21 protein-coding genes are annotated in these 26,922 nt (G+C 41.1%); 14 read left to right on the plus strand and 7 right to left on the minus strand.

Features of this window, described 5'->3' with window-relative positions; all coding sequences use genetic code 11:
* Positions 1-86: 86 nt before the first annotated feature.
* Positions 87-386: a MazG-like family protein gene (locus IGI86_RS04020; protein ID WP_005237365.1), complete on the plus strand. Its 300-nt coding sequence runs from the start codon at positions 87-89 to the stop codon at positions 384-386.
* Positions 387-457: 71 nt separating this feature from the next.
* Positions 458-916, plus strand: coding sequence for a GNAT family N-acetyltransferase (locus tag IGI86_RS04025; protein WP_008377253.1), 459 nt, complete (start codon positions 458-460; stop codon positions 914-916).
* A 345-nt stretch (positions 917-1,261) separates the two neighbouring features.
* Here IGI86_RS04025 and IGI86_RS04030 read toward each other — a convergent pair whose 3' ends face one another.
* On the minus strand, positions 1,262-1,402 hold the full coding sequence (locus IGI86_RS04030; protein WP_005237363.1) for a hypothetical protein: 141 nt from the start codon (positions 1,400-1,402) through the stop codon (positions 1,262-1,264).
* Positions 1,403-2,013: 611 nt separating this feature from the next.
* Here IGI86_RS04030 and IGI86_RS04035 point away from each other — a divergent pair.
* Positions 2,014-3,657 (plus strand): SH3 domain-containing protein, encoded by a 1,644-nt coding sequence (locus IGI86_RS04035; protein WP_034878740.1) that lies wholly within the window; start codon positions 2,014-2,016, stop codon positions 3,655-3,657.
* Positions 3,658-3,901: 244 nt separating this feature from the next.
* Positions 3,902-5,674, plus strand: coding sequence for an oleate hydratase (locus IGI86_RS04040; protein WP_008377255.1), 1,773 nt, complete (start codon positions 3,902-3,904; stop codon positions 5,672-5,674).
* An 87-nt stretch (positions 5,675-5,761) separates the two neighbouring features.
* On the opposite strand, the gene IGI86_RS04045 is transcribed toward IGI86_RS04040, so the two are convergent.
* Positions 5,762-6,550, minus strand: coding sequence for a MerR family transcriptional regulator (locus IGI86_RS04045; RefSeq protein WP_005237356.1), 789 nt, complete (start codon positions 6,548-6,550; stop codon positions 5,762-5,764).
* 73 nt (positions 6,551-6,623) lie between these two features.
* Here IGI86_RS04045 and IGI86_RS04050 point away from each other — a divergent pair, with 73 nt between their 5' ends.
* The 4 genes from IGI86_RS04050 to IGI86_RS04065 all read left to right on the plus strand — a co-directional run bounded on the left by IGI86_RS04050 (position 6,624) and on the right by IGI86_RS04065 (position 11,192).
* Complete coding sequence (locus tag IGI86_RS04050) at positions 6,624-7,247, plus strand: GNAT family N-acetyltransferase (protein WP_034878738.1); 624 nt, start codon at positions 6,624-6,626, stop codon at positions 7,245-7,247.
* A 156-nt stretch (positions 7,248-7,403) separates the two neighbouring features.
* Positions 7,404-8,243 carry a Cof-type HAD-IIB family hydrolase gene (locus IGI86_RS04055; protein WP_005237353.1) on the plus strand — a complete coding sequence of 280 codons (840 nt, stop codon included), beginning with the start codon at positions 7,404-7,406 and terminating at the stop codon, positions 8,241-8,243.
* A gap of 108 nt (positions 8,244-8,351) precedes the next feature.
* Complete coding sequence (locus IGI86_RS04060) at positions 8,352-9,299, plus strand: hypothetical protein (protein WP_005237351.1); 948 nt, start codon at positions 8,352-8,354, stop codon at positions 9,297-9,299.
* A 228-nt stretch (positions 9,300-9,527) separates the two neighbouring features.
* Positions 9,528-11,192, plus strand: coding sequence for a peptide ABC transporter substrate-binding protein (locus IGI86_RS04065; RefSeq protein WP_005237349.1), 1,665 nt, complete (start codon positions 9,528-9,530; stop codon positions 11,190-11,192).
* A 192-nt stretch (positions 11,193-11,384) separates the two neighbouring features.
* On the opposite strand, the gene IGI86_RS04070 is transcribed toward IGI86_RS04065, so the two are convergent.
* Positions 11,385-11,966 carry a polymer-forming cytoskeletal protein gene (locus IGI86_RS04070; RefSeq protein ID WP_005237347.1) on the minus strand — a complete coding sequence of 194 codons (582 nt, stop codon included), beginning with the start codon at positions 11,964-11,966 and terminating at the stop codon, positions 11,385-11,387.
* A 245-nt stretch (positions 11,967-12,211) separates the two neighbouring features.
* Positions 12,212-13,021: a MurR/RpiR family transcriptional regulator gene (locus tag IGI86_RS04075; RefSeq protein WP_008377267.1), complete on the minus strand. Its 810-nt coding sequence runs from the start codon at positions 13,019-13,021 to the stop codon at positions 12,212-12,214.
* Between the two features lie 107 nt (positions 13,022-13,128).
* Between IGI86_RS04075 and IGI86_RS04080 the strand changes: the two genes are divergently transcribed.
* The 5 genes from IGI86_RS04080 to IGI86_RS04100 all read left to right on the plus strand — a co-directional run bounded on the left by IGI86_RS04080 (position 13,129) and on the right by IGI86_RS04100 (position 19,293).
* Positions 13,129-15,000, plus strand: a complete 1,872-nt coding sequence (locus IGI86_RS04080) for a beta-glucoside-specific PTS transporter subunit IIABC (RefSeq protein ID WP_086299180.1) — start codon at positions 13,129-13,131, stop codon at positions 14,998-15,000.
* Positions 14,997-16,439 (plus strand): glycoside hydrolase family 1 protein, encoded by a 1,443-nt coding sequence (locus IGI86_RS04085; RefSeq protein ID WP_016610579.1) that lies wholly within the window; start codon positions 14,997-14,999, stop codon positions 16,437-16,439. Before IGI86_RS04080 ends, IGI86_RS04085 begins: the two co-directional genes overlap by 4 nt.
* A gap of 1 nt (position 16,440) precedes the next feature.
* Positions 16,441-17,901: a glycoside hydrolase family 1 protein gene (locus tag IGI86_RS04090; RefSeq protein WP_430617754.1), complete on the plus strand. Its 1,461-nt coding sequence runs from the start codon at positions 16,441-16,443 to the stop codon at positions 17,899-17,901.
* Positions 17,902-18,148: 247 nt separating this feature from the next.
* Entirely contained in the window at positions 18,149-18,349 is a 201-nt protein-coding gene (locus IGI86_RS04095; RefSeq protein WP_005225331.1) for a cold-shock protein, read from the plus strand.
* Between the two features lie 590 nt (positions 18,350-18,939).
* Positions 18,940-19,293 carry a nuclear transport factor 2 family protein gene (locus tag IGI86_RS04100; protein ID WP_430617755.1) on the plus strand — a complete coding sequence of 118 codons (354 nt, stop codon included), beginning with the start codon at positions 18,940-18,942 and terminating at the stop codon, positions 19,291-19,293.
* A gap of 449 nt (positions 19,294-19,742) precedes the next feature.
* On the opposite strand, the gene IGI86_RS04105 is transcribed toward IGI86_RS04100, so the two are convergent.
* Positions 19,743-21,143, minus strand: coding sequence for a metallophosphoesterase (locus IGI86_RS04105; protein WP_420657460.1), 1,401 nt, complete (start codon positions 21,141-21,143; stop codon positions 19,743-19,745).
* A gap of 392 nt (positions 21,144-21,535) precedes the next feature.
* Between IGI86_RS04105 and IGI86_RS04110 the strand changes: the two genes are divergently transcribed.
* Positions 21,536-22,933 carry a CHAP domain-containing protein gene (locus IGI86_RS04110; protein ID WP_430617756.1) on the plus strand — a complete coding sequence of 466 codons (1,398 nt, stop codon included), beginning with the start codon at positions 21,536-21,538 and terminating at the stop codon, positions 22,931-22,933.
* A 131-nt stretch (positions 22,934-23,064) separates the two neighbouring features.
* On the opposite strand, the gene IGI86_RS04115 is transcribed toward IGI86_RS04110, so the two are convergent.
* Positions 23,065-24,360: an ISL3-like element ISEfa11 family transposase gene (locus tag IGI86_RS04115; RefSeq protein ID WP_429972316.1), complete on the minus strand. Its 1,296-nt coding sequence runs from the start codon at positions 24,358-24,360 to the stop codon at positions 23,065-23,067.
* Positions 24,361-24,618: 258 nt separating this feature from the next.
* Positions 24,619-26,757 (minus strand): HelD family protein, encoded by a 2,139-nt coding sequence (locus IGI86_RS04120; RefSeq protein ID WP_430617757.1) that lies wholly within the window; start codon positions 26,755-26,757, stop codon positions 24,619-24,621.
* Positions 26,758-26,922 lie beyond the last annotated feature (165 nt).

Consider the following 26,922-nt stretch of genomic DNA (forward strand, 5'->3'; position numbering starts at 1 on the left):
GGGTCACTATTTTTTGAGGTGATTTTTTTACTAAGTTTCTATTTTGAATTTTAATTAAATGGTATACTATCCCAAAAGGAGCGACTATGAAACTATCAGAAATGCAAAAAGCGATTTATCAAAACAAGATTGATCACCAATTCAATGTCACCAATATTGAAAAAGAGTTTTTGGCTTTATATGGTGAAATAGGGGAGGCCTTTGATGCCTATCGGAAGCAACAAGAGGTAGGAGAAGAATTGGCGGATGTGGCGATTTATCTTCTTGGGTTAGCAGAAATCCTTTCCATTGATCTTGAAGCAGAGATTCATAAAAAAATGGCCGTCAACCAAAAGCGCCGTTATATCAGTTATGGCAATGGCTATGCAAAACGAATCGATGATTGATACACGCACAAAAATTAGTGGATTCTTCGAGTATAGGCTCGACCGAAATAGAAAGGGAAGCAGGAGATAGGATGGAAAAGAACGTAAGCATGCGTGAATTAACAACGGCAGATTTAGCAGAAGTCGTGGACCACTATATTGCTGTATTTTCAGCAGAACCATGGAATGACCAATTGACAGTGCCGCAAATCACCGACTATGTATCATCAATGATGGCAATGAATACTTTTATTGGTTATCGACTAACAAACCGAGCATCGAATGAATTGATTGGTCTTTCATTGGGCTTTATCAAGCCCTGGTATCAAGGAAAAGAGTATGTGGTCGACACCTTTTTAATTACAGGCACGCACCAAGGAAAGGGCTTGGGTTCCACTTTCTTAGAAATGATCAAAGAGGATCTGCTCAAGAAAGAGATTCCAACGATCCTGTTAGATACCGAAGAAAGTATGCCCGCAGCGGATTTTTACAAAAAGAATGGCTTTAAACCGTTACCAGATAATGTGAGCTATTATTTATCTCTAGATTAATTCAAGCATGTCAATAACTAAAAAGTCTGCGAAAAAATCGCAGGCTTTTTAGTTATGCACAGTTTCAACAGGTTTATCCACAATATATTGTAGGAACGTGTTTTCGCCTACTAAATATTGTGTTTAAGACCCGTTGGAATAAGAAACTGTCGCTTCTTTTGAGGAAGAGTTTCCCTTTATTGCATTGATGGTAGTCATTCGGTGATTTTCAAGGTGAATTGACAATGGTTGAGATAGAAAGTATCATAGCCTGCTTTTTTTTCGATTACAATAAAGACGAGACTCGCCACCCTTCGGCGAAGCCTCGTCTTTTTACAGATCAACAAAAAAAGAAAACGCAGGATTCTACGCTTTCTTTTTCTGTTCTTCTTTTTTCTTGTCTGTGGTCGGTACGGAATCTAGGGCTTTTTTGAAAATCTCTTCTTTTTTCGTTTTGTAGTTATGTTGTCGTTCAGCATAAACTTTTTCTTTCGTCTTTGTTTTCATACTCGGTCACCTCTTCCTTTTTTTTAGTATAGCATAATTTCACAAACTTATGCAAATTCTTGGTTTTCTCCTTGGTATTATAAACTTTCGTATGAAATACATTGTGAAAATATTTCTTTCGGTAGAAGTGAGGGACTTCTCTATCAAAAAATTCGTATCCAGTTGGAAGCGATGTAACAGGATTTCATCATAGCGTCGATCACACTGGTGAAAGAAGCATTCTTTTTGAAAAAACTTTTTCACAGAATCCCGTGTGTAAAAAAGGAATGATAAATGGGTGATTTTAGTATCGATTTTTGAAAAAGGGGATCAGGAAAGAAATGTTATTCAAATAACAGTCTTGATTTTCAAAAAGTGGGTTTGTTTGCAAAAAAAATCCTGTTTTTATTCGCGAATTAAAATAACGTTGAATGAAATAGCATTTTTTTGTTGTTTATAGAAATCTTTGTAAATATAGTGTCAGTGGTCAGCGTCAAAGAGAAAGTGATTAAAAAGAATAACGCAGGAAAATAAATGACACGTTTTATTAAACGCAAATTAAAAAAATACAAAACGAAAACAATATCAAAAAATATTAATTTTTGTTAAAATGGGGTACAGGGGGTGTTTTATTGGAATCTCGGAAAATCAAACGGAAGCGTTTAGTGAAACAAAAACGGTCCCTTTTCGTACAAAAAGGATTGGGTATCACAGCAGCGTTAGCATCAACTTCAGGTGTCTTTACGTCTCTTGCTCATGCGACCGAAACGACGAACGCTTCGTCATCAACCAACACAACTGCTACTCTTGCCAGATCGTCAGCTGAAACGGCGATCAATCGACAATTTAAAACAACAGCTTCACTGAATGTTCGTTCAAATGCTTCAACGAGCGCCTCTATCGTAAGTGGTGTAGGAGCAAATACAACAATCACTGCGGTGGCTCAAAAGAACGGTACCTCAGTGAATGGCAATACAATATGGTATAAGCTATCAACAGGCGGCTGGATCTCAGGGGCTTATGTGAAGAGCACCTCAGGCTCTTCTTCTGCCAATACAGGCTCGTCCAATTCGTCGTCTTCTTCATCGGAAAAAGCAATTTCGAAATCAGTGAAAACGACTACTGCATTGAACGTCCGTTCAAATGCAACGACAAGTTCTAGTGTCGTACGCGGTTTGAGCAGTAATGCGACAGTACAGGTCGTTGCACAAAAGAGTGGGACATCGGTGAATGGCACGACCACTTGGTACAAATTGTCCACAGGCGGTTGGATCACGGCAGCCTATGTCAAAGATGTTTCCAGTAACTCCACAGGCAATAGTTCTTCTGGCGGCAATACAAGTGTTTCTGCAGAAACGGCTATCAGCAAGAACGTGAAAACAACAGCGGCATTAAATGTTCGTTCGAGTGCGTCAACAAGCGGCAGTGTCGTTGGCAGCCTAAGCAACAGCACGACGGTGAAGGTCGTTGCCCAGAAAAATGGCACATCCGTTGGCGGCACCAATGTTTGGTACAAAGTATCGACTGGTGGCTGGATCACAGCGGCATATGTGCGTGACGTCACGTCTAGTTCTGGAAATACAAGTAATAACAATAATTCAAACACAGGTTCAAACAATACTGGTTCATCAAACGGCTCAAGCAATGCGAGTGAGCAAGCCATCAATAAGACGTTCCAAACAACCACTGGGATGAATGTGCGCTCAAATGCATCGACTTCTGCAAGTGTGGTCAGCAGTTTGGGCAGTAATGCGACCTTCAAAGCAGTGGCTCAAAAACAAGGCACGTCAGTCAATGGCAATACCACTTGGTATAAGTTATCAACTGGTGGCTGGGTATCTGCAGCATATGTCAAAGAAGTCAGTGCGACGACTCCTGGCAACAATAACAACGCAGGCAATACCAATGTTCCGATGAGCGTGAACGGAGCAGCGATCGTTGCAGAAGCTAGAAAACATATCGGCACTCCTTATCAATGGGGAGGCAAAGGACCAGATGTCTTCGACTGTTCTGGGTTTACACGCTACGTCTTCTTAAAAGTGACGGGCAAAAACATCGGTGATTGGACAGTCCCACAAGAAAGCGCAGGGACGATCATTCCTGTCTCGCAAGCACAAGCTGGCGACTTGCTGTTCTGGGGTCAAAAAGGGAATACCTACCATGTAGCGATCGCTACAAGTAATACAAGCTATATCCATGCGCCAAGCACGGGTTATACAGTCACCGAAGCACAATCAGGCTTTTCGACTGCTAGCTTCGCTCTACGCGTGAAATAAATATTTTATTGAAAAGGCAAAGGGTTTGTCCTTTGTTAGAAACGCCCCTAAGAAAGCTGCAATCAGTTTTCTTAGGGGCGCTTTTTGTGCTGGGCGCAGATCTTCTAAAAGGTGGGATTTTGCCCTTGTTTTTTTGACAAAAAGGCCGATTTGTCAAAATCACTTGTTTTTACTAGTACAAATTTTTGTCAAAAAAAATAGTTACTGATACCATAAAAACGTACCAATATTAGGAGGGATCTACATGAGATATACGAACGGAAATTACGAAGCTTTTGCAAGAAGCAGAAAACCGAAAGATGTCGAAAAGAAAGAAGCCTATATTGTTGGTGGTGGATTAGCAGGACTTGCTGCGGCAGTCTTCTTGATCCGTGACGGCCATATGGCTGGTGAGAAAATCCACGTCCTTGAAGAACTTTCTTTATCAGGCGGTTCATTAGACGGAAAATTCATTCCCCATGATGGATTTGTGACCCGCGGCGGTCGAGAAATGGAAAATCATTTTGAGTGTCTGTGGGATCTATTTCGCTCGATTCCGTCTTTGGAGGTGGAAGATGCTTCAGTGTTAGATGAGTTTTACTGGTTGGATCACGATGATCCAAATTCGTCTAACTGTCGGATCATCCACAATCGCGGCCAACGAGCAGCAGATGATGGAGAATTTACCTTGTCTGCTACAGCACAAAAAGAATTGACTCAATTATTTATGACTTCAGAAGATCAATTGATCGGGAAAAAAATCGAAGATGTTTTTGGCGAAGAATTCTTTGAATCCAATTTTTGGCTATACTGGTGTACGATGTTCGCCTTTGAAAAATGGCATTCGGCGATTGAAATGCGTCGCTATGTGTTGCGTTTTGTGCATCATATCGATGGCTTGCCTGATTTTACCGCGTTAAAATTTACCCGTTACAACCAATATGAGTCATTGGTCAAACCACTACTTGCTTATTTGGAAGAACAAGGAGTCGACTTCCAATATGAATGCACAGTCAGCAATATCGATGTTCGGATCGTGGGCGAGGAAAAAGTTGCTCAAAAACTTGTGCTAGAAAAAGCGGGGGCAATCGAAGAAATTCCTTTGTCAGAAGATGACTTGGTCTTTGTTACCAACGGATCGATCACTGAAAGTTCCACGCAAGGGGACCATTATACTCCAGCGCCTATCTCAAAAGCACCTGGTGGTAGCTGGCGTTTATGGAAAAACTTGGCGGCGCAATCGCCTGAGTTTGGTCATCCAGAAGTCTTTTATGAAAACTTACCTGAAGAAAGCTGGTTTGTTTCGGCAACTGTCACTTGGCAAAATTTTGATGTTGAACCTTATTTAGAAAAATTGACCCATCGCAAGTTGCGAACAGGCAGAATCGTCACTGGCGGGATCATCACCATCAAAGATTCCAATTGGATGATGAGCTTTGCGACCCATCGCCAACCGCACTTTAAAGAACAAAAAGACCAACAAACGATCACATGGGTGTATGGATTGTTGTCAAATACGCCAGGAAACTACATCAAAAAACCAATTGAACAATGTTCGGGACAAGAAATCGTGCAAGAACTGCTTTACCATTTAGGCGTGCCGGAAGCAGAAATCCAACGCATTTCAAAAGAATCAAGTGTGGCAGTTCCGGTTTACATGCCGTTTATCACTTCCTACTTCATGCTGCGTGAGCCAGGGGATCGGCCATTGGTTATTCCAAATGGCTCCAAAAACTTAGCTTTTATCGGTAATTTCGCAGAGACTGAAAGAGACACTGTTTTTACAACAGAGTATTCCGTTCGGACTGCAATGGAGGCTGTTTATCAGCTATTAGATGTGGAACGCGGGGTACCAGAAGTGTTTGCTTCCGCTTATGATCTGCGTACCTTGGCCAAAGCTGTCTATTATCTGACCGATAAGAAAAAAATCACGGAAATGGAGCTACCATTTATCGAACGGAAACTATTGGAAGGATTCGTTAAGAAAACCGAACATACCTACATTGGCGATCTGTTGAAAGAAAACCATTTGATTTAATTAAAACACAACGACGGCGAGGCGAAAGAAACTGCTCGTGGTCGTTGCGTTTTTTCATTTACTTTTTAGTGTTGTTTAGACGAATCCTTATTCCTCAGATAAAATCCGTACTTGGATCTCTGTCAAATAAGCTTGCTCGTTGCTAAGGGTCGTTTCATGGATCGATCGTTCATAGAAGTAGTCATCGATTTGCCATTGGTGCGCTGCAATCAGCTGCTTGAGTTTTTGATAGAACTGCTTCAATCCTTCGTCATCCCCCTGATAAATGGTGGTTAAATAGCAACCTGCTGGTTTCACGAAGGAAGCTCGTTGTGGTTCTTCTTGCCGCACATAAACGTAGTCGATGTCCTGCGTATTGTCTTTGTTCGTCCGAATCATAAAACCGTATTCGTTATTCGAGAAAAGATAAGGCTGTGCCATCAAAAGGTCGTAGGCTTGGGTGATCATCTCTGGGATGCTGCTGCCGTTTAATCTAGGACTAAGGGAGAAATACTCCTCTGGCTGTTCCTTCAAGGTGAAGGGGGAAGTTTTTTCTGCAGCCAGACGCAAGTCCGCTGCTTTTCGTTCGATGATTTTTTGGATGTTGGACAACTGCTGAATTTTTTCATCGATGGTTTGCCGCTTGGCTTCCAATAAGTTTCTCATGGTCTCGGCATCCCCCTGCAACGCTGTTTGAATCTCTTTTAAGGGCATCGATAATTCTTTCAATGACAGGATCAATCCGAGATCCAAAAGTTGATCAAGGGAATAATACCGGTACCCGTTCTCGTCTTTGCTGTTTGGTTGAAATAGCCCAATCTCGTCATAATAGTGGAGTGTCCGAGGATTGATTCGCGCTAAGCGTGCCATTTCCGATACTTTTAATTTGGTTTTCATGGCGCTCCTCCTTGACTTTACAGTTACTGTAAACTTTATACTAAAGATAGTCAACTACTGGGAGGAAGATAGAATGAATAAACAAGTAACATATCGACCATTTAAACGAGAAGATCTGCCTGCGCTTGTGCAAGTAATTATTGATAGCTGGAACTACGACAAGCAATTTGACCAGAAGACCGCCAAACACTTTGCTCATGTCTTTTTGTGTTATGAACTTGCCCGTGCTACCTATTCACGTGTGGCTCTTTTAAATGGTGAAGCTGTCGGTATCTTATTAGCAGACAGTAAAAGAGGGAAGAAGCTTCATCCAATGCGCTATTGGGGGAAAACGATGTGGCATGCTGGCTGCTTAGTGCTTTCTAATCAAGGGAGAAACACGCTGCTGCATTATGCCAAAGAGGTGGCTGAGTTAAATCAAGCGATGTTGAAAGACTTACAAATTCCTTTTCAGACCGAAGTTGGTTTGTTTGCCGTTAGTCCCAAAACACAAGGATTGGGTGTAGGCAAGCAACTCTTTACTTCCTTCTTAGCGATGGTCCAGCATGATAAAACAGCTCCGTTTTTCCTTTATACCGATACCACTTGTAATTACGGTTTTTATGAGCATATGGGCTTGAAGCGGGCAGCTGCTGTGAAACGCTGGATCAAAAAGCCGATCAAGAAGGAAATCGAGTTTTATATCTATACTTCCTAAGAGTGCAGCGATGCACTCTTTTTTTCATTGGCTAGTATGGTAAACTGGAAGCAAAGAAGGACAAGAAAGCTGTTTTCGTTTTATGGAAACGGCGCTTGTTTTGGTCGAAAGCGATGGATCAATTCGCTTTCGTAAAAAGGATGGGAATGGGAAAGGATGGTTTATTTGGAAAAAAAGCAGATTGGGTTTATTTTAAGTGATATCGATGGGACGATCTTGGATCATAAACATCAAATCGATCCGGTTTTGATTGAAGAAATCAAACGGTTGAAGCAGCAAGCGATTCCTTTTGTTTTGGCTTCCGCTCGCTCCCCGAAAGGAATGCTACCGATAGCTGAAGAATTAGAGATAGAAGACTGGCCCTTGGCTTGCTACAACGGTGCCCTGATTGGACGGTACGATCATACGGGTACGCTTGTACCAATATTTAGTCATGAGGTCAAAAAAGCAGAAGCAAAGACTTTGGTTGCTCGCATCAAAGCTGATTTTCCTGCCGTTTCCATCAATGTCTACTCTGGTGATCAGTGGTATTGCGAAAGAGTGGATCAGTGGGCACAGGCAGAAGCGGCGATTACCAAAGAGACCCCTTTGGAAACTTCATTGGAACAACTGTTGGCACAAGAAGCTTTTGAGGTACATAAGTTTCTTTTGATCGGCACAACGGCAGAAATCCAAGCGCTTCATGCTGCCTGCCAGAACGCTGACTTTTTAGAAAGCGCCTTTTATTTATCCAAAGAGAATTATTTGGAAGTCACTCATCAAGCTGTGGGAAAAGATAAGGCGCTAAATGAATTAGCGGCCTATTTCCAAGTGCCGCTGGCGCAAACCTTAGCGATCGGCGATAATTTTAATGACCTGCCAATGATTGCTTCAGCCGGTATCGGTGTTGCGATGGAGAATGCGCCCGATTTGGTCAAAGCAAAAGCTGATTTTGTGACGGCTAGCAATACAGACCATGGGGTTGCTGATGCATTGCGGCGATTTGTCACAGAATAAATAAAAAAACTAGGTTTTTTGAACAAATTGATTGACTTTCATTTCTACTCTCCTTAAACTTTTAGCTATACCTAAAAAGGTAAGTGTTTGTTGGAAAGAAGGAGAAAAATGAATAAGAAGATCGAGAAGACATTGACCAAATTTGCCGAGCCGTTGGGGCTCTCAGTTGATACTTCCACCGGGGTGATTTATGGAACGTATCATAGTTATAAACTTTTTTTAGTTCAAGAGAATAACAATAGTTATTCTCTTGTGGCTCATTTTTCCCTTAGCAAAGAGGGGGAACTTCCGAACCAAGAAGAAGTCAAAGAAGTTTTAAGTGAGTCAAAAGAGATCACCGACTGTGTGATCCAAGGATATCAAGTTGCCTATACATTACGCGGAGCGATGACTGCAGGGAAAACTGTGGACAAGATCCGTACTGCGTTGGACCAATTGACGAATTTCTTGAAGACGAAAGCTTACCAAAATGCTTGTACCTTCTGCGGAACGATCACTGAGCCGGTTTCGCTGTATGCTATTAGCGGCACTCCCGTCATTGCGTGTGAAGCTTGCTTTAAGAAACAACAAGAAGCGGTCCTTGCACAAGAACGGGAAAAAGGGCAGAAAAAAGAAAATTGGCTAGCTGGAACAGTGGGCGCGTTTCTTGGTTCACTGATTGGTGCCGGCGCAATTATTTTATTAGGACAACTGGGATATGTAGCTGCATTGTCTGGAATCGCAATGGCGATCTGTGCCATCAAAGGGTATGAATTATTAGGTGGAAAACTCAGTACAAAAGGTATTATTAGTAGTATCATCGTCATGATCATTATGGTCTATGTCGGGAATCGTATCGACTGGTCGATCAGTGTAGCGAATTATTACACAGACGTTGATGTCTTCTACGCTTTCCGTATTTTACCTGATTTGATTCGTGAAGGGTATTTGGAAGCGAGTCAATATTACGGGAACTTAGGTCTGGTCTATCTCTTTACGGCGATTGGGGCTATTCCAACTATTATCGCTGCGGTACGAGAGGGGAAAGTGACGCGTCAAAGCTATAAAATGGAGTAATCCACTTTTCTATCCAAAGATAAAAAAACGCAAAGCGCGATCTCTTTCGCTTTGTGTTTTTTGTTTTTGTGTCATAAATAATAACATGCAGTGTTAACATAAAAAATAAATAATAATAAAATGAGAAAAATAGCTTGCTTTTATAATTAATATTTATTAAAATCTTATTTACATTCAGAGTTTTGTAATAATTCTGAAAATTTTGGATTTTCATAAGGGGTAGGTAAGATGAAGAAAAAATGGGGATATGGTGTCATCGCTGTTTGTGGAATCGTATTAGCAGGTTGCTCAACAGGAGGGACATCAAGTACAGGTGAAAGTTCAAGTGGTAGTGGGACAGCAGCTGCCGAACAAATTTTTAATGTTGTGGTTCAACAAGAAATGCCTAGTGCTGATCTATCCTTAGCCACCGATACGATCAGTTTCAGTGCTTTAAATAATGTGTATGAAGGGTTGTACCGCTTAGATGCTGATAGTAAGCCCGAACCAGCAGGTGCCGCCGAATTAGCGGAAGTCAGTGAAGATGGTCTGACCTATAAATTGAAATTACGTGAAGATGCCAAATGGTCAAATGGAGAACCAGTAACAGCAGCGGATTATGTCTTTGGCTGGCAACGCACCGTAAGTGCGGAAACAGGTTCTGAATATGCGTACTTATTTGCGCCCGTAACCAATGCCGAAGCGATAACAGCAGGTGAAAAAGATGCCTCAGAATTGGGGATCAAAGCAGTCAGCGACTATGAATTAGAAATCACGCTGACGACACCTACGCCATACTTCCAATACTTATTGGCATTTCCATCCTTCTTCCCACAAAGCCAAGCAGTCGTAGAAGACAACGGCGATCAATATGCTTCAACAAGCGACAATGCCGTTTACAATGGACCGTTTGTGTTAGCTGGCTTTGATGGTCCAGGAACCGATACAGAATGGTCATATGAAAAGAACGACCAATATTGGGATAAAGATACGGTGAAACTTGATACGATCAATGTCAGTGTCGTAAAAGAATCATCGACCTCTTTGAATCTATTCCAGGATGGGCAAGCGGACGACGTCATCTTAACAGGAGAATTGGCGCAGCAAATGGCCAATGATGAAGCGTTTGTGTCAGAACCATTAGCCCGTACTTCCTATATCGAGTTGAATCAGCGAGAAGAAGATTCGCCATTTCGCAATGAGGATCTGCGTAAAGCAATCTCTTATGCCATCGATCGTGATGCATTAGTGACATCGATTTTAGGTGATGGTTCATTGGCTTCCACAGGATTGATACCAAAAGGAATGACCTTTAACCCAACTGATAATACTGATTTTGTCGATGAAGCGGAAAGTGTCATTGAATACGATCAAGAAAAAGCCAAAGAACATTGGGAAAAAGCCAAAGAGGCTTTGGGAATCGATTCTTTAAGTTTTGAAATTTTGGCCTCTGACACAGACTCAACCAAAAAAGCCATTGAATATATTCAAAGTGCGATTCAAGATACGCTTGATGGGGTGAAAGTTAGCCTAAGTCCAGTACCTTTCTCCGTTCGCCTTGATCGTTCAAACTCAGGTGATTTTGATGTCGTTATGGGTGGCTGGGGTGCTGACTATGCGGATGCCAGCAGTTTTACAGATCTATTTGTAACCGATAATTCATACAACCGAGGTCGTTGGACAAGCGATGAGTACGATGCAGCAGTGAAATCATCTGCCACGACAAATGCTGGCAATCCAGATGCCCGCTGGCAAGATTTGTTGGATGCAGAGAAAATCATCATGGATCAACAAGGGGTTATCCCTGTGTACCAAAACGTTGAAGCTCATTTACGTGCACCAAAAGTAAAAGGGGTCGTTTCTCACGGTGCCGGTGCGCAATACGATTACAAGTGGGCAGTTATTGAAGAATAAGCGCCTAAAGAAGAAGCTGGTTTTGCGTAAGCAAGCCAGTTTTTTCTTGTGCTTTGTTCTTACTTACACAATGTTAGTAATGAGAGCGGATGCAATTGTTTATAAAAAAACAAAAAAAAGTTGACAAGGATCAATGATCAACTTGTCAACCTCGTTTTTTCTTCATCTATTTCACAGAAATCCAGTGAAAGATTATTCGCTAACTGTTACGTCGCCTGTTACAGAAGCGCCATCTTCGTCAAGTGTTGCTGAATCTTGGAATTCTTTTGAAGTGAATGTTACGTTACCTTCAACTTTTGCACCGTTCAATACAAAGCCGTTTGCATTCACTTCAACGTCACCTTTGATTACACCGTGAACGATGTTGAAGTTTTCTGAGTTAACGATCAATTTAGGAACAGTTACTGTGTACTCAGCTGTTACGTTGCGGTCTTCATCTTGTGAGTACAATGCAAATTTACGGTAGATATCAGCTGAGTCATCGCCTTTATCATGGAATTCGCCATCAACGGTTACATCGTTATCAAATGTCATGTCAGCAGTTACAGCAACGATCCAGTTACCATCTGCACCCAATGCTTTTTCAATGACTGAAGTTTGGTCACTGATAGAAGCAGTTGAAACAACATCATCTGATGATTCAGTTGATGCAGCAGTTGAAGCTGCTGTTGATGATGAGCTTGCAGCTGTGTCGTTATCTGAACTACATGCAGCTAAAAGAGTGCCTCCCATAAGCAATGATGCAGCGATTAAAGTGATTTTAGTTTTTTTCATGTTTCCTTCTCCTTTGTATTCCCATAGTTTTCTTAAAAACAAAATGATTATACCATACCGAAGTGAAGTTTGTGAAACAAAAAACATAAATGAGGAGAAATTTAATAAATATCAGCCTAGGATTAAAAAAATTTCAAAGAAACTAGGAATAAATGCGTGACGCTTACGAATGAATGAGACATCTCATTCACAAAGAACCCTCCATTATGGAAGAAATGCACTTCTTCTATAATGGAGGGTCATTACTACATTCGCTTTCGATCAGTCAACTGCTTGAACTTCGATACGATCAAATCCATGATGAACTGATACATAAAGGCATGGGTTTGGAAATGGGTTTGATGAGGGAAGATGATTGCTTCTTGGACAAAGGGAAGTTCCGAGATCTGTGGGTTGGCGGTGATCACGATGACTTTGGCTTTGGTTCGATCAAAGAAATCTTTTCGAGGCGTTCCATTTCGAATTTGTTGCTTGGTCAGGTAGTCACCGGAATTGGTAAAAATAATAAAAAGCGATTCTTCATCGGCAGATTTGATGATTTCTTCCTGTACGAGATCGTCTTGGAAGGTCCGAATGAACTTGCCGTTGTAAGCTAGTTTGATCTGGAAATCAATAGCAGCCGATTCTGAGAATAATATTCCAAAAGCAAAGACATTTTTATGCGAAACAATTGCTTGTGCGACCCGTTCGATGGCTGGCAGATCAAGATGATGCCGCAGATAATCGATGTCTTGTATCACTGCGTCAAAATAGGAGTCTACGCCTTCTTGCTCCAAAGCAGACAAAATATTCGAGCGATAATTTAGCGGATTGTTGAAGCGGTTCTCGATGAAAGCTGCGTTGTCTTTTAAATCACCATAGTCATCAAAGCCTAAGGTACGGGCGAATTTTGAAACGGTTGACTTTGACACATGGCAAAGAGCGGCGAATTCACCAATACTTAGAGTTTGGATCTGATCGTAATAGTTGATCATGGTCAAACCGATATAGTAGTTGGTGGAATCAGTGGGTGCATTATTTAAAAGATTCAATAAACGAATGATTAAGAGGCCCATTTTCTTTCCTTTCTTGTAAGCAGTTTCCAAATTGCGAACTTTCGCAGGTGTGAGAAAAAAATCTGCTATAGTAACGCCATAAAGCGCTTTATAAATCAAACACGGGAGTGAGTCATTTGGCAAAAGATTATTCAAAACTTGCTAGTGAAATTATAGCACAGGTCGGTGGGGAACAAAATATCGTTAGCCTGTATCATTGCATCACTAGATTGCGTTTTAAGTTGAAAGATGTCGAGTTGGCACGAAAAAATAAGAACAAAATTCAGCAGCTTGATGGGGTATTGTCAGTCATTGAAGGAAATGGCCAGTTTCAAGTCGTGATCGGGAATCATGTGGCAGATGTTTTTCAAACGATCATGAGCAAGTATTCGATCCAAAACGCTTTGGAAAGTGATGGAGATGCCGAAGAATCAACAGAAAAACAAGGCAATGTATTTATCCGATTCTTCAATGTATTGTCTGCGATCTTTAATCCAATCATTGTTGCGCTTGCAGGGGCAGGGATGTTGAAAGCTTTACTAGTTGTTTTTACGACCTATCATTTGATGGACGCAGAAGGAAGCACCTATAAAATATTAGCTGCTGCTGGCAATAGTGTCTTTTATTTCTTGCCTTTATTTTTAGCGATCAGTGCAGCGCGGATTTTCAAAGTCAATATGTTTATTGCTTTAGCAATCGTTGGGGCGTTGCTGGAGCCGAATTTTACAGCAATGGTGACGGAAAACGGTGTGACGGTTGATTTCTTTGGCATCCCAGCTGTGCTGATGGGGTATTCGGGTACCGTGATTCCAGCGATCGTTTCGATCTATATCTACTCGCACTTGGAACGCCTACTCAAACGGATCATTCCTAAGAGTATCGAGATTTTTGCTCTATCGCTAGTGGCTCTTTTGATCATGGTGCCTCTGACCGTTTTGATCATTGGACCGGTAGGTGTAATGCTTGGGGACGGTTTAGGCAATGCCATGAACTTTATCAGCGATAAGAGTGGGCTGTTGGCTGGCTTGTTGATCGGTGGCGGTTGGACATTCTTAGTAATGATCGGGATCCATTGGGGAGTTGTACCGATCATGGTCAATAACCTAGCGGTATATGGCTATGATACGCTGCGCCCGATGATCGCAGCAGCAACATTTGCGAGTGCTGGGGTTGCTTTAGGTGTATTTTTACGCTCTCGCAGAAAAGAAACCAAAGGTCTGGCGCTATCTTCCTTGCTTCCAGCATTGCTTGGAGGAATTACAGAACCCATCGTCTATGGACTTTCGGTAAAATTTAAAAAGCCGTTGATTGCTCAAACCATCGTTGGTGCCATTGCTGGTGCGTTTATGGGCATGATGCAAACCAAGGCCATCGTCTATGTTTTTCCAGCATTGACGACATTGCCAGCTTTCTTTGGGGACACCTTTGTGTACTATTTGATCGGCATTGCCTTTGCGTTCTTCGGTACTGCTATTTTGACCTATGTATTAGGATTTGAAGAAACGCTAGAACCTGTTTTAGAAGAAGGTGCAGGGCTGCAAGTGATGACACCAGTTGCTGGTGAAGCGATCACGCTTGATGATGTCAAAGATGAAGTATTTTCTTCTCGAGCAATGGGGGATGGATTAGCCGTTTATCCATCAGCCGGCGATATTTATGCGCCACTTACTGGTACGGTTGTGACAGTTTTTCCAACTGGACATGCTTTTGGGATCCAATCAGCTGCTGGGACGGAAGTGTTGGTTCATATCGGCTTAGACACGGTTGATTTAGCAAAAGGCGTGTTTGAGATTTCGGTGAAACAAGGGGATCAAGTCGTGAAGGGGCAAAAAATTGGCACCTTTGACTTAGCAAAAATTATTGAAAAAGGATATGATCCGACAACCATGTTGGTCTTTACCAGTGTGATCAAAGAAGATGCATTGACAGTTGTGGATCAAGCGAAAAAAGACGTTACCGCTTTGGTAGCAAATGATTTATTAAAAGGAGCGATTTCATGAGTGTATTTCCAAAAAATTTCCTATGGGGCGGCGCGATCGCCGCAAATCAAGCCGAAGGAGCTTATTTGGAAGGAGGAAAAGGATTAAGTGTAGCAGATATTTTACCAGTTGGTGAAAAACGTATTGAGCAAGTTTCACTGCAGCTTGAAGAGGATAACTTTTATCCGAGCCATGAAGCCATCGACTTTTATCATCGGTACCCAGAAGACATTGAACTGTTTGCGGAAATGGGCTTGAAGTGTTTGCGTACCTCAATTGCTTGGAGTCGCATTTTTCCGAATGGGGATGAGACGGAACCCAATGAAGCAGGTTTACAATTTTATGATGATTTATTTGATGCCTTGAATGAAAAAGGGATCCAACCAGTTGTTACGTTAGCCCACTTTGAGACGCCACTGCATTTGGTGACGAAATATGGTGGTTGGCAAAATCGTGCGCTGATCGATTTTTTTGATCGGTATACAAAAGTGGTTTTTGCACGCTACAAAGGGAAAGTGAAATATTGGATGACTTTCAATGAAATCAACCATACCCATACGATCCCGTTACTCGCAGCAGGTATCGATGTGTTTTCTTTCGAGACTGAAGAAGAAAAATTACAGGCACTTTATCAAGCAAGTCATAATATGTTTGTTGCAAGTGCCAAAGCAGTTCTGAATGGGAAGGCAGTAGATGAAAACAATCAGATTGGCTGTATGCTGTCACTGAGCCCGATTTACCCTGCGACGTGCAACCCGCAAGATGTTTTTGAATCGTATCAACTGCGCCGTCGTTCCTTGTTCTATAGTGATGTGCAATTGCGAGGAGCCTATCCGGAATACTTCGACCGCATCGTGAAGGATAATCATCTGTTGCTGGACATTACAGAAGAAGATCTAGCGATCATTAAAGCGGGGACCTGCGATTATTTAGGCTTTAGTTTTTACCGCAGCTCATTGCATGAAGCAGGCATGAAAATTTTAGGCAATACTGGCGGATTACTAGGGAAAAAGAATCCTTACCTAAAAGAAACTGCTTGGGGATGGCCGATCGATCCGCTGGCATTACGCTATGTTTGCAGCGAATTGACTGATCGCTATCAAAAACCATTATTTATCGTTGAAAATGGAATTGGTTTAAAGGATGTTGTCAATGAAGATGGATCGATCGTCGATGAAGAACGGATGGCCTATTTGAAAGACCATGTAGAAGCAATGGCGGAATCGATCAAAGATGGCGCAACGATTCTAGGCTATACATGGTGGGGACCGATCGATATCGTTTCTGCGGGGACAGGAGAGATGGAAAAACGATACGGCTTTATCTATGTCGATAAGCAAAATGATGGTAGCGGAGATCTTTCCCGCAAGAAAAAAGCTAGTTTTGCGTATTATCAGCAAGTGATCGCCACGAATGGGGAAGCGTTGGCGTACGAATCATTTTTGAAAGGCGGCAAGTAAAATGAAAAGTTATTTTCCAAAAGATTTCCTCTGGGGAGGAGCAACGGCTGCCAACCAAGTTGAAGGAGGTTCTGGAATCGATGGAAAAGGCTTGTCGGTTTCTGATGTCTATCTATTCGATTCCTCAATGCCGAAAGAACGATGGACGGACCAATGGCATATGATGACTCATCAGCAAGTTGCAGAAGCACAGGATCCAAACAGCACGAAATACTATCCGAAAAGACAGGGAATCGATTTTTATCATCACTTTAAAGAAGATATTCGTTTATTTGCTGAGATGGGCTTCAAAGCCTATCGGATGTCAATTGCCTGGACACGGATCTTTCCAAAGGGGGATGAGGTAGAGCCAAACGAAGCTGGATTGGCATTTTACGACGCAGTCTTTGATGAGTGTTTGAAGTATGGGATCGAACCAGTGGTATCACTATCCCATTATGAGATGCCTTTGTATTTAGTGACTGAGTATGGAGGATGGCCAAACCGGCAAGTGATCGACTTTTATGTCCGTTTTGCCAAGACGGTGATTGAGCGATACCAAAAGAAAGTCAAATACTGGGTGACTTTTAATGAAATCAACTGTGTTAAACACCATCCATATGTTAGTGTCGGGATCATTGAAGAAGGTCATCCTAATATTGAACAAGACAAGTACCAAGGGGCGCACCATCAATTTGTCGCCAGCGCAATCGTGACTGACTATTGCCATCGATTGATTCCCGATGCCAAGGTCGGCTGCATGATCAGCTATCAATTATTAACGCCGTACAGTTGTGATCCAGACGATGTCCAAAAAACAGTTGAAAGTCAACGTACCTCACTCTTTTTCAGTGATGTGCAGGCAAGAGGCTATTATCCAGCATATGCCAACCGCATGTTTGAAGAAAAAGGAGTGGAATTGGTGATCGAACCAGGAGACTTAGAAATCATCCGAGAAAACCCTGTTGATTTTGTTTCCTTTAGTTACTATATGTCCAGCGCAGTCAGCGCGCATCCAGAACGCTTGGAAAGTGCTGTCGGGAATCTGATCACTGGTGGGATTAAAAATCCCTATTTGCCAAGCAGTAAATGGGGCTGGCAGATCGATCCCAAAGGGTTGCGAACAGCATTGAATCAACTCTATGACCGCTACCAAAAACCTTTGTTTATTGCCGAAAACGGTTTGGGAGCAGAAGATGTCGTAAACGAAGATGGCACCATCGATGATTTTTATCGAATCGACTATCTGCGTCAGCATATTGAACAAATCAATGAAGCGTTGCATGATGGCGTCGAGGTCTTTGGCTATACGGCATGGGGCTGTATCGATATCATTAGTGCCTCAACCTCACAAATGTCGAAACGCTATGGTTTTATCTACGTCGACCAAGACGATGAAGGCAATGGCACAAAGAAACGCTTGAAGAAAGCGTCTTTTGATTGGTACAAAAAAGTAATTGCTTCAAACGGCGCAACTCTTTGATTTTTGATTCTTCCAGATAAAGCAATTCCTAGGCTTAATCATAAGGTTTCTTAACAATTTCGCTTATTATCAAGAAAAAAGCCCAAATTTATTTGCTATTTTATTTTAACCATGCTATGATGAATAGGTAAAGTTCTGATATGTTAATACTTGTTTATCTTTTCTATTGATACACACTTCAATTACACATCATTTTCTATTACAAACAAATAAACACAGTCGATGTGTAATATGGAGGTATACGTTTATGAATAACGGTACAGTAAAATGGTTTAATGCAGATAAAGGTTTTGGATTTATTACAGGTGAAGACGGCAATGATGTATTTGCTCACTTCTCAGCTATCCAAGGCGACGGCTTCAAAACTTTAGAAGAAGGTCAAGCAGTGACTTTCGACGTTGAAGAAGGCCAACGTGGCTTACAAGCAACAAACATCGTTAAAGGTTAATTGACGTTAACAAGCGAGAATCCATTGGGTTCTCGCTTTTTTTTGTTTTATTTTATATAAGTATTGAAATGGATAAGGTTTCCAGGATCTGTTACAAGAGAATAGTTGCAGGATTTGAGAGCCTAACATGGTAAATAGTACATCTTTGCTTTCGATAGTCAACTAACCCTAAGCGTTGTGTTTTACTTATCCATGATTTCTCATTCGATGATAAGCGTATAAAAAGAGGAAAAGAGAAAGAGGGCACTATACCGTATTCAATAAATAAATGCTTTTCACAGTAAATGAAAAAGTGATTGAACAGGTTTAGTAGCATCGCTATCAATTAAAATCACTGATCGCAAGTGATTCAAATGGCATGTCTCATTATGAATAGAATAAAGAAACAGGTACAGTGGAAAATGCCACGATTCAATGTCTGGTCCCCCGTACTTATACAAGAGTAATCGATGTGCAAGATCGATAATTCTTATTCGTTTCATCGATATTGTCTTGAATCAATTGCAAAAGTAGAATATATTGATACAAATTAGATACTTTTTTTATTGCAGATGGGAACAAAGATGATTACCTATCGAGGGGGAATCTATATGAAGCCAAAAGAAATACTTTGCCAATGGGTTGATGCGTTTAATCAAGCAGATGTAGAATGTATTTCAGAATTATATGATGACAATGCAATAAACCATCAGGTTGCCAATGAGCCAGTTATTGGGAAAGAAGCGATAAAGCAGATGTTTGAGCAAGATTTTTCTGACGCAAAAATGGTTTGTATCGTTGAGAACATTTTCGAAGATGGACAATGGGCAATTTTAGAGTGGCGTGACCCATTAGGTTTGAGAGGCTGCGGTTTTTTTCAAATAGTAAATGATAAAATTTTATTTCAAAGAGGCTACTGGGATAAATTATCTTTTTTAAAACAGCACGACTTGCCTATTGAATAAAAGGAATTCCCGTATAGGAATGGTTAGCAGATATGCATGACAGGAAGGTTAATCGCTTCACGTAAAATTCTTAAAGGGCAACACTGTATGAAAACAAAGCTTTTTGTTTAAGTAATGTTTAAGAATAAGTACGTTTCCTTCCATTTGCACTCTGTCTCGTGGTATTGTTATTAACAAGCGACAAATATTTTTGTACCACACGTTACTTGTTTTGAAGAAATTTATTCAAACCTGGCGTAACTTCAGAGTTACAAGGATACAATAGAGGTTAGGGATTGTATCGTTTAAATGAGAAATAAATAATAGTAGTAATAGTATGCTGCACTTTCAAAGAATAAATATTGACTCGTCAGATAGCCTTCTCGTTTACCCAAACGAGAGGGCTATCGTTCATTAGAAAAGAAAAAGTGTCTTTTTCCTAAAAGAAAGGAAGAAGACACTTTTTGGCTTTATTCTGCTTTGAGGGGGATCGTCAGCTTGCGATCATCGGTTTGATCGTCGAGCATTGAATCGACATATTGCTTCAAAAAGTAAGAATAGGTCGCTAACCACTGATACTCCTCGGAGTCTTTGATGGCAGCTATTTCCTCGACTGAGTAAGTATCATTGCCAGTAAAAAGGGCCGTGTTCAGCTTCGTGACAAACGTGCAAAGTTGTGTGATCTGGGCTTCTGACAGTTCAGACACGGCGGACAATTGGTCGCGGACCAGTTGGTCGGTGTCATTTTCAAAAATACTTTTCTGGTAGTTTTGATAGTCCAGTAACTGTTCATCAGTTTGCTTCGTTTCAGCCGCCCAAGCATCTAGATCAATTTGACGAGCTTCATAGTCGATTTCCTTGTCAGAAAGAGAAAGGACGCCGTAGCCTAATTCTGCTGTTGAATAAGACCCAGTGACTGCTTCATAAAGCGAATCATTCCCTTCGTTAATGTCTTGAATGTGGATATGACCAGAGAAAACGGCTGGCACGTTGAAACGGTCCAACAAAGCGACAGTTTCGGAGGCATTATCGAGAACATAACCGTCTTGTAACAATTTATTATGACCAAACAAGTTATGATGTAAAAAGACCAGTGGTACTTGCTCTGCTTCTTTTGTCAGGGTTAATTGCTCCTCCAACCAGGTTAGAGTAGCTGGTTTCAACTCACCATTCGTTGTAGGATCATCCCAATTAACCTCAGAATCGTAGATACATGAATCTAGTAAAAAGAGGCGATACTTGTCATTTAACTGAATGCTGTAGCTAAGGGAAGACTTGTCGATACTGTTGGCTTTTTCGTAACCTTCAGCAAAAATCGTTTGAAAATCCTCAGGACTGATTTGATCGGCATAGTATTCCTTTTCACCTTGAAATGCTCGCGCCCAACCATTGTAAATCTCGTGGTTGCCAGGTAATGCTAAAACCATAATGCCAGCTTCTTGCAATGGTTCAAGCAATCTTGCCAACTCTTGAGCACTTGCTTTCTCGCCATTGAGCGTCATATCACCGGTCAAAATAATTCCCGTTGGTTTCTCCTTTAAGGCTTGAGCGGTGAAGGCCTCGATTGATTGTTCTTGATACATCATCTCTTTGCCAGCAGCTCCTTGCGTGAAGGTCTGAAAGGCTTCGCCATTATCATGAAGCGTGGAGGAAAGAAAATGAATATCACTTAAGAGCCAAAACTCACTGTTGCTTGCCTGTTGCAAAGGTGTATCGGCTTCATGCACCTTACGAAATTGAAAGAATAACAGGAAACAGGTGACAAAAAGTGTAAGAAGTGCCAATGGCCAAAACCATTTTTTGTGTGTACGAATCGCGATTCCCTCCTCGCTTGTTTTATTTATTATAGGAAGGAAAAGGAATCTTGTCACATAAAGGGTCTTTTTTTGAAAGATTTCTTGTTTTCATAGTTTTTCTTGTTAAAATAATTCCGAAAAAACTATAAGTGCTCTTATTTGGGTGCTTTTATGTGATAAAAATAACTAAAATAGAAAGAACATCATTTTTTGAAAATGAAAAGAAAACGCGGTGTTTTATTCAGAAACATTGATTTAACGGTCTTTAATTGTTCTGTTATTTATCGCTGAGATAAAGGCAATGTTAGATTGAAACATTTTTGTAACATTTCCTTTATCTGTGTGTCATATCATTATGGTAGAATTCATTTGTCGTTAAATCGAACATTAAACTTTCTTAGACAAAATTAAGTTTTTATAAAGGCAGTTCATCTGTCAAATCAACCAGCTAGTCGGAGGAAAAACGAGTGAAGAATAGTTTGTTATCAGCATTAATGGTGTGTTCACTAACATTAACCGCAGTTGCAGCACCTGCATTAGCATTTGCAGATTCCATTGATGATCAAATCGAGCAGCAAGACCAAAAAATCAATTCTCTTAAAGGTCAGCAAGCTGACGCCCAATCACAGATCGATTCTCTAGAAGCAGAAATTGAAACAGTGAGTGCAAAAGTTGCTTCATTAGAAGCAAAACAAGTTGAGTTAGGTCAAGAAGCTGAGAAATTGCAAGACAAAATCGCAACATTGAAATTGCGTATTGCCAAACGTGAAGAAGCAATTCAAAAGCAAGCCCGTGATGTACAAGTTAACGGTCAAAGCACCAATTTCATTGATGCTGTTTTAGAAGCAGATTCTTTAACGGATGTTATCGGTCGAGTACAAGCGATGACAACGATCGTCAATGCAAACAATGATTTAGTTGAACAACAAAAACAAGACAAACAAGATGTTGAAGACAAAGTCAAAGAAAACGAAAGCAAGATCCAAGAAGTTGCTGCAAACCAAGCAGAACTTAGCCAACAAAAAGATGCCATTGCAGCAAAACAAGCTGATTTAAATGTCTTGAAAGCAAACTTAGCAGCAGAACAAGCAACTGCTGAAAAAGACAAAGATGCATTGAACAAGAAAAAACAAGAAGCGGAAGCTGAAAAAGCCCGTGTCTTGAAAGAACAACAAGAAGCTGCTGCTGCTCAAAAAGCAGAAGAAGAAAGACAAGCTGCTGCTTTGAAAGAAGCACAAGAAGAAGCTGCTGCCCAATCAACAGAGAGCACGACAGAAAATACAGTTGCTTCTACTGAAACAGCAACAAGTAGTTCTTCAAGCAACACAAGCTCAAGTTCAAGCAATACTAGCAGTTCTAACAGCTCAAGTTCATCGAACACAAGCTCTTCGAACACTGGTTCAAGCAATTCAAGTTCAAGCAATTCAAGTTCAAGTAACTCAGGTTCAAACTCTTCATCAAACAATGATTCTACCGGAAGTACTTCTACAGGCGGCGGAAAAGATCATTCAAGCTCAGGGAACATGTATGCTTGGGGTCAATGTACTTGGTACGTGAAAAACCGCGCTCCTTGGGTAGGTACTTACTGGGGTAACGGGGCCCAATGGGGTGCGTCAGCTGCAGCTGATGGGTACACTGTCAATGGTACACCAGCAGCCGGTGCTGTTGTAGTCTTTGCCGCTGGTCAATCAGTTGGTGGCGTTTGGACTGCTGATCCAACTTATGGTCACGTAGCCTATGTTGAATCATACAACCCATCAAACAATACGATCACGATCTCTCAAGGCGGAATGGGCTTTGACAGTCCTGGTGGACCAAACACTGCAACATTGAGCGCATCTGGATATACTTACATCCATCGCTAATCAAATCAAAAGCAAAGCATCAACGCAATCGCGTTGATGCTTTTTTATTGGCTCTTTGTCAATAAGGACTGATGAGTTGTGCAAAATCAAATCTGGGTCAGAATGAACCACATTCTGGCTCAGATTTTTTGTTATCTTACATTGATTAATTGATTGATCAAAAAGATTCTAATTCTCATGTTCTCGAATGATTTAAATCCGTAGGATACTCGTTTCATTGTCTTTATGTGGGTATTCTTCGCTTCTATTTTTCCATTGGAATAAGGATAGATCATTGCGTTGGTGATGCCTTCTTCATAAGTCAGAAGGTTTTGAAGCTTCTCCCGAAAGCCGTCATCTAACGTTTCGGGAAGTTCTGCCAATATGCAGAAAAATAAGTCAGGGTCTTTGTCTCGAAAGGCTTCAACTAATTCATGAAAAAAGGGGTACGCCTCCTTCAGGGGCGTAGAAAACTCAAGCAATCGATCAATCATCATTGCTTCAGTAAGAAATGGGTATTTTGGTGCTCGGAAACTTTTCCATGTTTTGTATTCATAATGGTTGATGTTTGCACGATTTTTTAGCAAAAAGCGCCAGTTCTTTTTCAGTTTTTCTGCCTGGCTTTTCTGTCCCGCTTTACGAAGTTCATTCATTTCACGGATACGCAACTCATTGAACGCTTGATTCATGTGTTTGACAATATGAAACCGATCAATCACTACTTTCGCATTTGGCAGAACACGTTTGGTGAGCTGGAAGTAGGCGGCGTTCATGTCTGTCACCAAGAATTCTACTTCTTCTGGATTGGTACAACCTAAGAAATAGCTTGTTAATCGAGGTAATTTACGCGTAGGCAAAACATCTATTAATTTTCCTGTTTCGCCATCTGCGCAAATAAAGCTCATTTTATCTTCTATGGAAGCATGCGAACGAAATTCATCAACCATCAATACTCTGGGGAGAATCTTCTTAGATTGCTTTGGTAAATAGCTTTTAAACTCTTTCAATGTACGAATAACGGTGGTCAAAGATACCTGACAGCTTTTCGCAATAAAAGATAAAGATACTTTTTCAGTCAGTAAAGAAGCAATTTTATATCTAACATGATTTGCGATTGAATGTCTGGGTTGGACAAAATAACTTTGAGCAGTCCAATGGGTTCGGCAGTTTTTACAGGTATAGCGCTGCTTTTTTAGGCGCATAACCAAAGGCATATGATTGTATTGTTCAAAACGGACAATCGTTTCCTTCTTCCCATTTTTCACTATAATTGCTTTCCCGTTTCCATCTACCACAGTAGAACCACAACTTCTACAAGCACGAGGAGTAGGCGAGAGAACAGCATCGACGACCAACGTCTTTTTCTTCTGAAGGGTCTCGTAAGAGACCTCTATAATCATCAAATCTTTCTCTATTATTCTCAGCATTTTTTTGATAGAATCATTCATATAGCATATCGTCCTCTCAGTTGTTTATTTTGTGGTGATTTAATCATACTAGAGAACGATATGTTTTTTAATACCTAAAATGAAAATGGGACTGAAGAATCAATTCTGATTCATCAGTCCCATAAATTATAGAGCCTTTTTATTTGATCGATCGCTTTCTAAATCGGTCAGACAAGAGAATTACCCAGAGAGACAAGACAGGGTTCTCTCAAATCTTATCAAGATTCTATAGAAAATAGGAGGTTTCTCGTTCTACTATCAAATAGTGAGAAACGGTGAAAAGGTCGTTTTTGAAGTTACCATCAGTTCTTCCATTGCACGAGAAATCGCCGTATAGAGAATCCGCTGATCTTGATCGGTATGATAATTTTCTGCTGAAACATCATATAAAAGAACCTGCTTAAATTCCAATCCTTTGGCAAGATGAATCGGTAAAACCGTTCCATGAAATGACACGGCCTGTTTATCGAAGAATTGTTTAAGCTCTTCACTGGATCGACTATCTTTTGTGATGATCGTTACTGGCTGCTTAAGTTCCTTTACTATGTCTACCAAGGCAACGTCAGTCAGATTGGCATAAAACTGTGGCAACTTTCCTGCTGGTCGAACGGCAGAGATTTTTAAATTGGTTTCTTTTGGTAGCATTTGAGCAAATAACCGTGTGATTGCACCGCTAGACCGATAACTCGTAGTCAGCTGATACGTTTCGAGGGATTTCGCCTGTTGTTGAAATATCGTTTGGATTTCTGATACGGTGATGGCACTTGTAAAAATCGCCTGTTGCTGATCCCCCACGAGGGTGAAAGCGGTCATAGGAAAAAGACATAATAGAAACTGCAGTTGTGCTGGCGTATAATCTTGGACTTCGTCGATAAAGAGATAGCGCAAAGCAGGGACAGGTTGTTTTTCGGCCACCAAATGACGTATCAGCAATAGACAAACAGTATAATCCAAACTATCTGTTGTTTGCGTCAAAGTGATCTGTCCATGAGTAAAATAGTCGGCACTGTCTGCTAACAATTGTTTCGTATCAAACCACGTAAGGTCGTTGATTTGTTTCGTAACTTTTGCATATTTTTTCTTTAGGAGGCGAAGGGCTGCTTTCTGAATCGTTTTTTCTGAATCATCTTTTAAAACTGTCCCTAAAAGGGATCGTAGTTCATCTTCAGTCAAAGAACGAACTTGGTCGTGAACATTCGCTGCTAAGGCATTTTTTTGCAATCGTTCCTCCCAAGCGTAAGCCAATTTCTTTTTGACAGCTTGGATGCGATCGCGCAAGGGTGCCTGTTTCGGTGTTTCTTGGAAGAAAGTGTCGATCGTTTCTTCAGAAAAAAGGACGACGTTTTTTCTTTTGATTGGTTTAAACTGAAGCACAAGTTCTTCTGGCAGCTGTTTGCTCAAGGATTGAAGAAAGCGGCTGAAGTCAGCACTGCGTAAAAGTTCGATTGCTTCACTGGGTGCTTGCTGGATGCGGTCAAAATAAGCCTCTTCCGATTCTAAGTCAACGCTAGGAAATGCTTGGCAAAACTGCCGCATGGTCAACGTCAATGGATTTTTTTCACCGAGGGAAGGCAGCACTTGCGAAATATAATCAATAAACCGCGAATTCGGGGAGAGGATCAAGACATTCTCTGCGGTCATCTCTTCACGAAAATGGTACAGCAAAAAGGCGATCCGCTGCATGACAGCAGAAGTTTTTCCGCTTCCAGCAACACCGTTGACCAGTAGGTTTTTATGCGCTAAGTCACGGATGATGACGTTTTGTTCGTGTTGGATCGAAGCAGTGATATCCTGCATTTTTTGGCTATTATTGGCTTCAAGGGCTGCCAGTAACACGTCATCTTGAATCGCCACTGAGGTATCAAAGGCTTGCTTCAATTGATCTTTTTCGATAATAAATTGACGGCGTTGTTCAAGAACGGCAGAAATCGTCTGATTGTTCACTTGATATGAGACCGGACCCAAGCGTTTGGCATAGAACAATTCGGCAATTGGGGAGCGCCAATCATAGATCAGCCCTTCCTTATTTTCATTAACAAAACCATTGATCCCAATGTAAAAATCTTCTATCGTTTCCTCATCTTCAAATTGTAGGGAGATTTTACCAAAGTAGGGACTATCCAGAAGACGGTCGATGGCAGCTAATTCACGTTCAGCAGATTGAAGAGCGGCGTTCATTTGGTCGATCTCACGATTCTTACTTTCGATGGCAGCAAAAGTATCTAAACGGTCAGCAAAATTATCAAAGTTTAAGCGAATCTCTTCGCCGATGCTTTGCATCGCGAGGCGATCTTTTTTTCTGCCTTCAGTCAAGAAACTGTTCAGCACTGTCTTTCGTGTCAGCAATTGCTGGTACGTGTCTGCGAGATGCTTCTTTTCAGCCTTTAGGTTGTTCATTCAGACTCACATCCATTCTCCAAAGTAACTCAATTATACGGGCATCCACCAAAAATACTAGTCTATTTTTTTGACTCTGGATGCGGTATAATAATAGTGGGAAGAGGCATCTGATTGTTCCAATGTCATGGGAGCAAGCAGAATGCGTCTATTTTTTTGTTTTAA

Source organism: Enterococcus sp. AZ188, from assembly GCF_050544075.1.
Lineage (GTDB): Bacteria > Bacillota > Bacilli > Lactobacillales > Enterococcaceae > Enterococcus_D > Enterococcus_D entomosocium.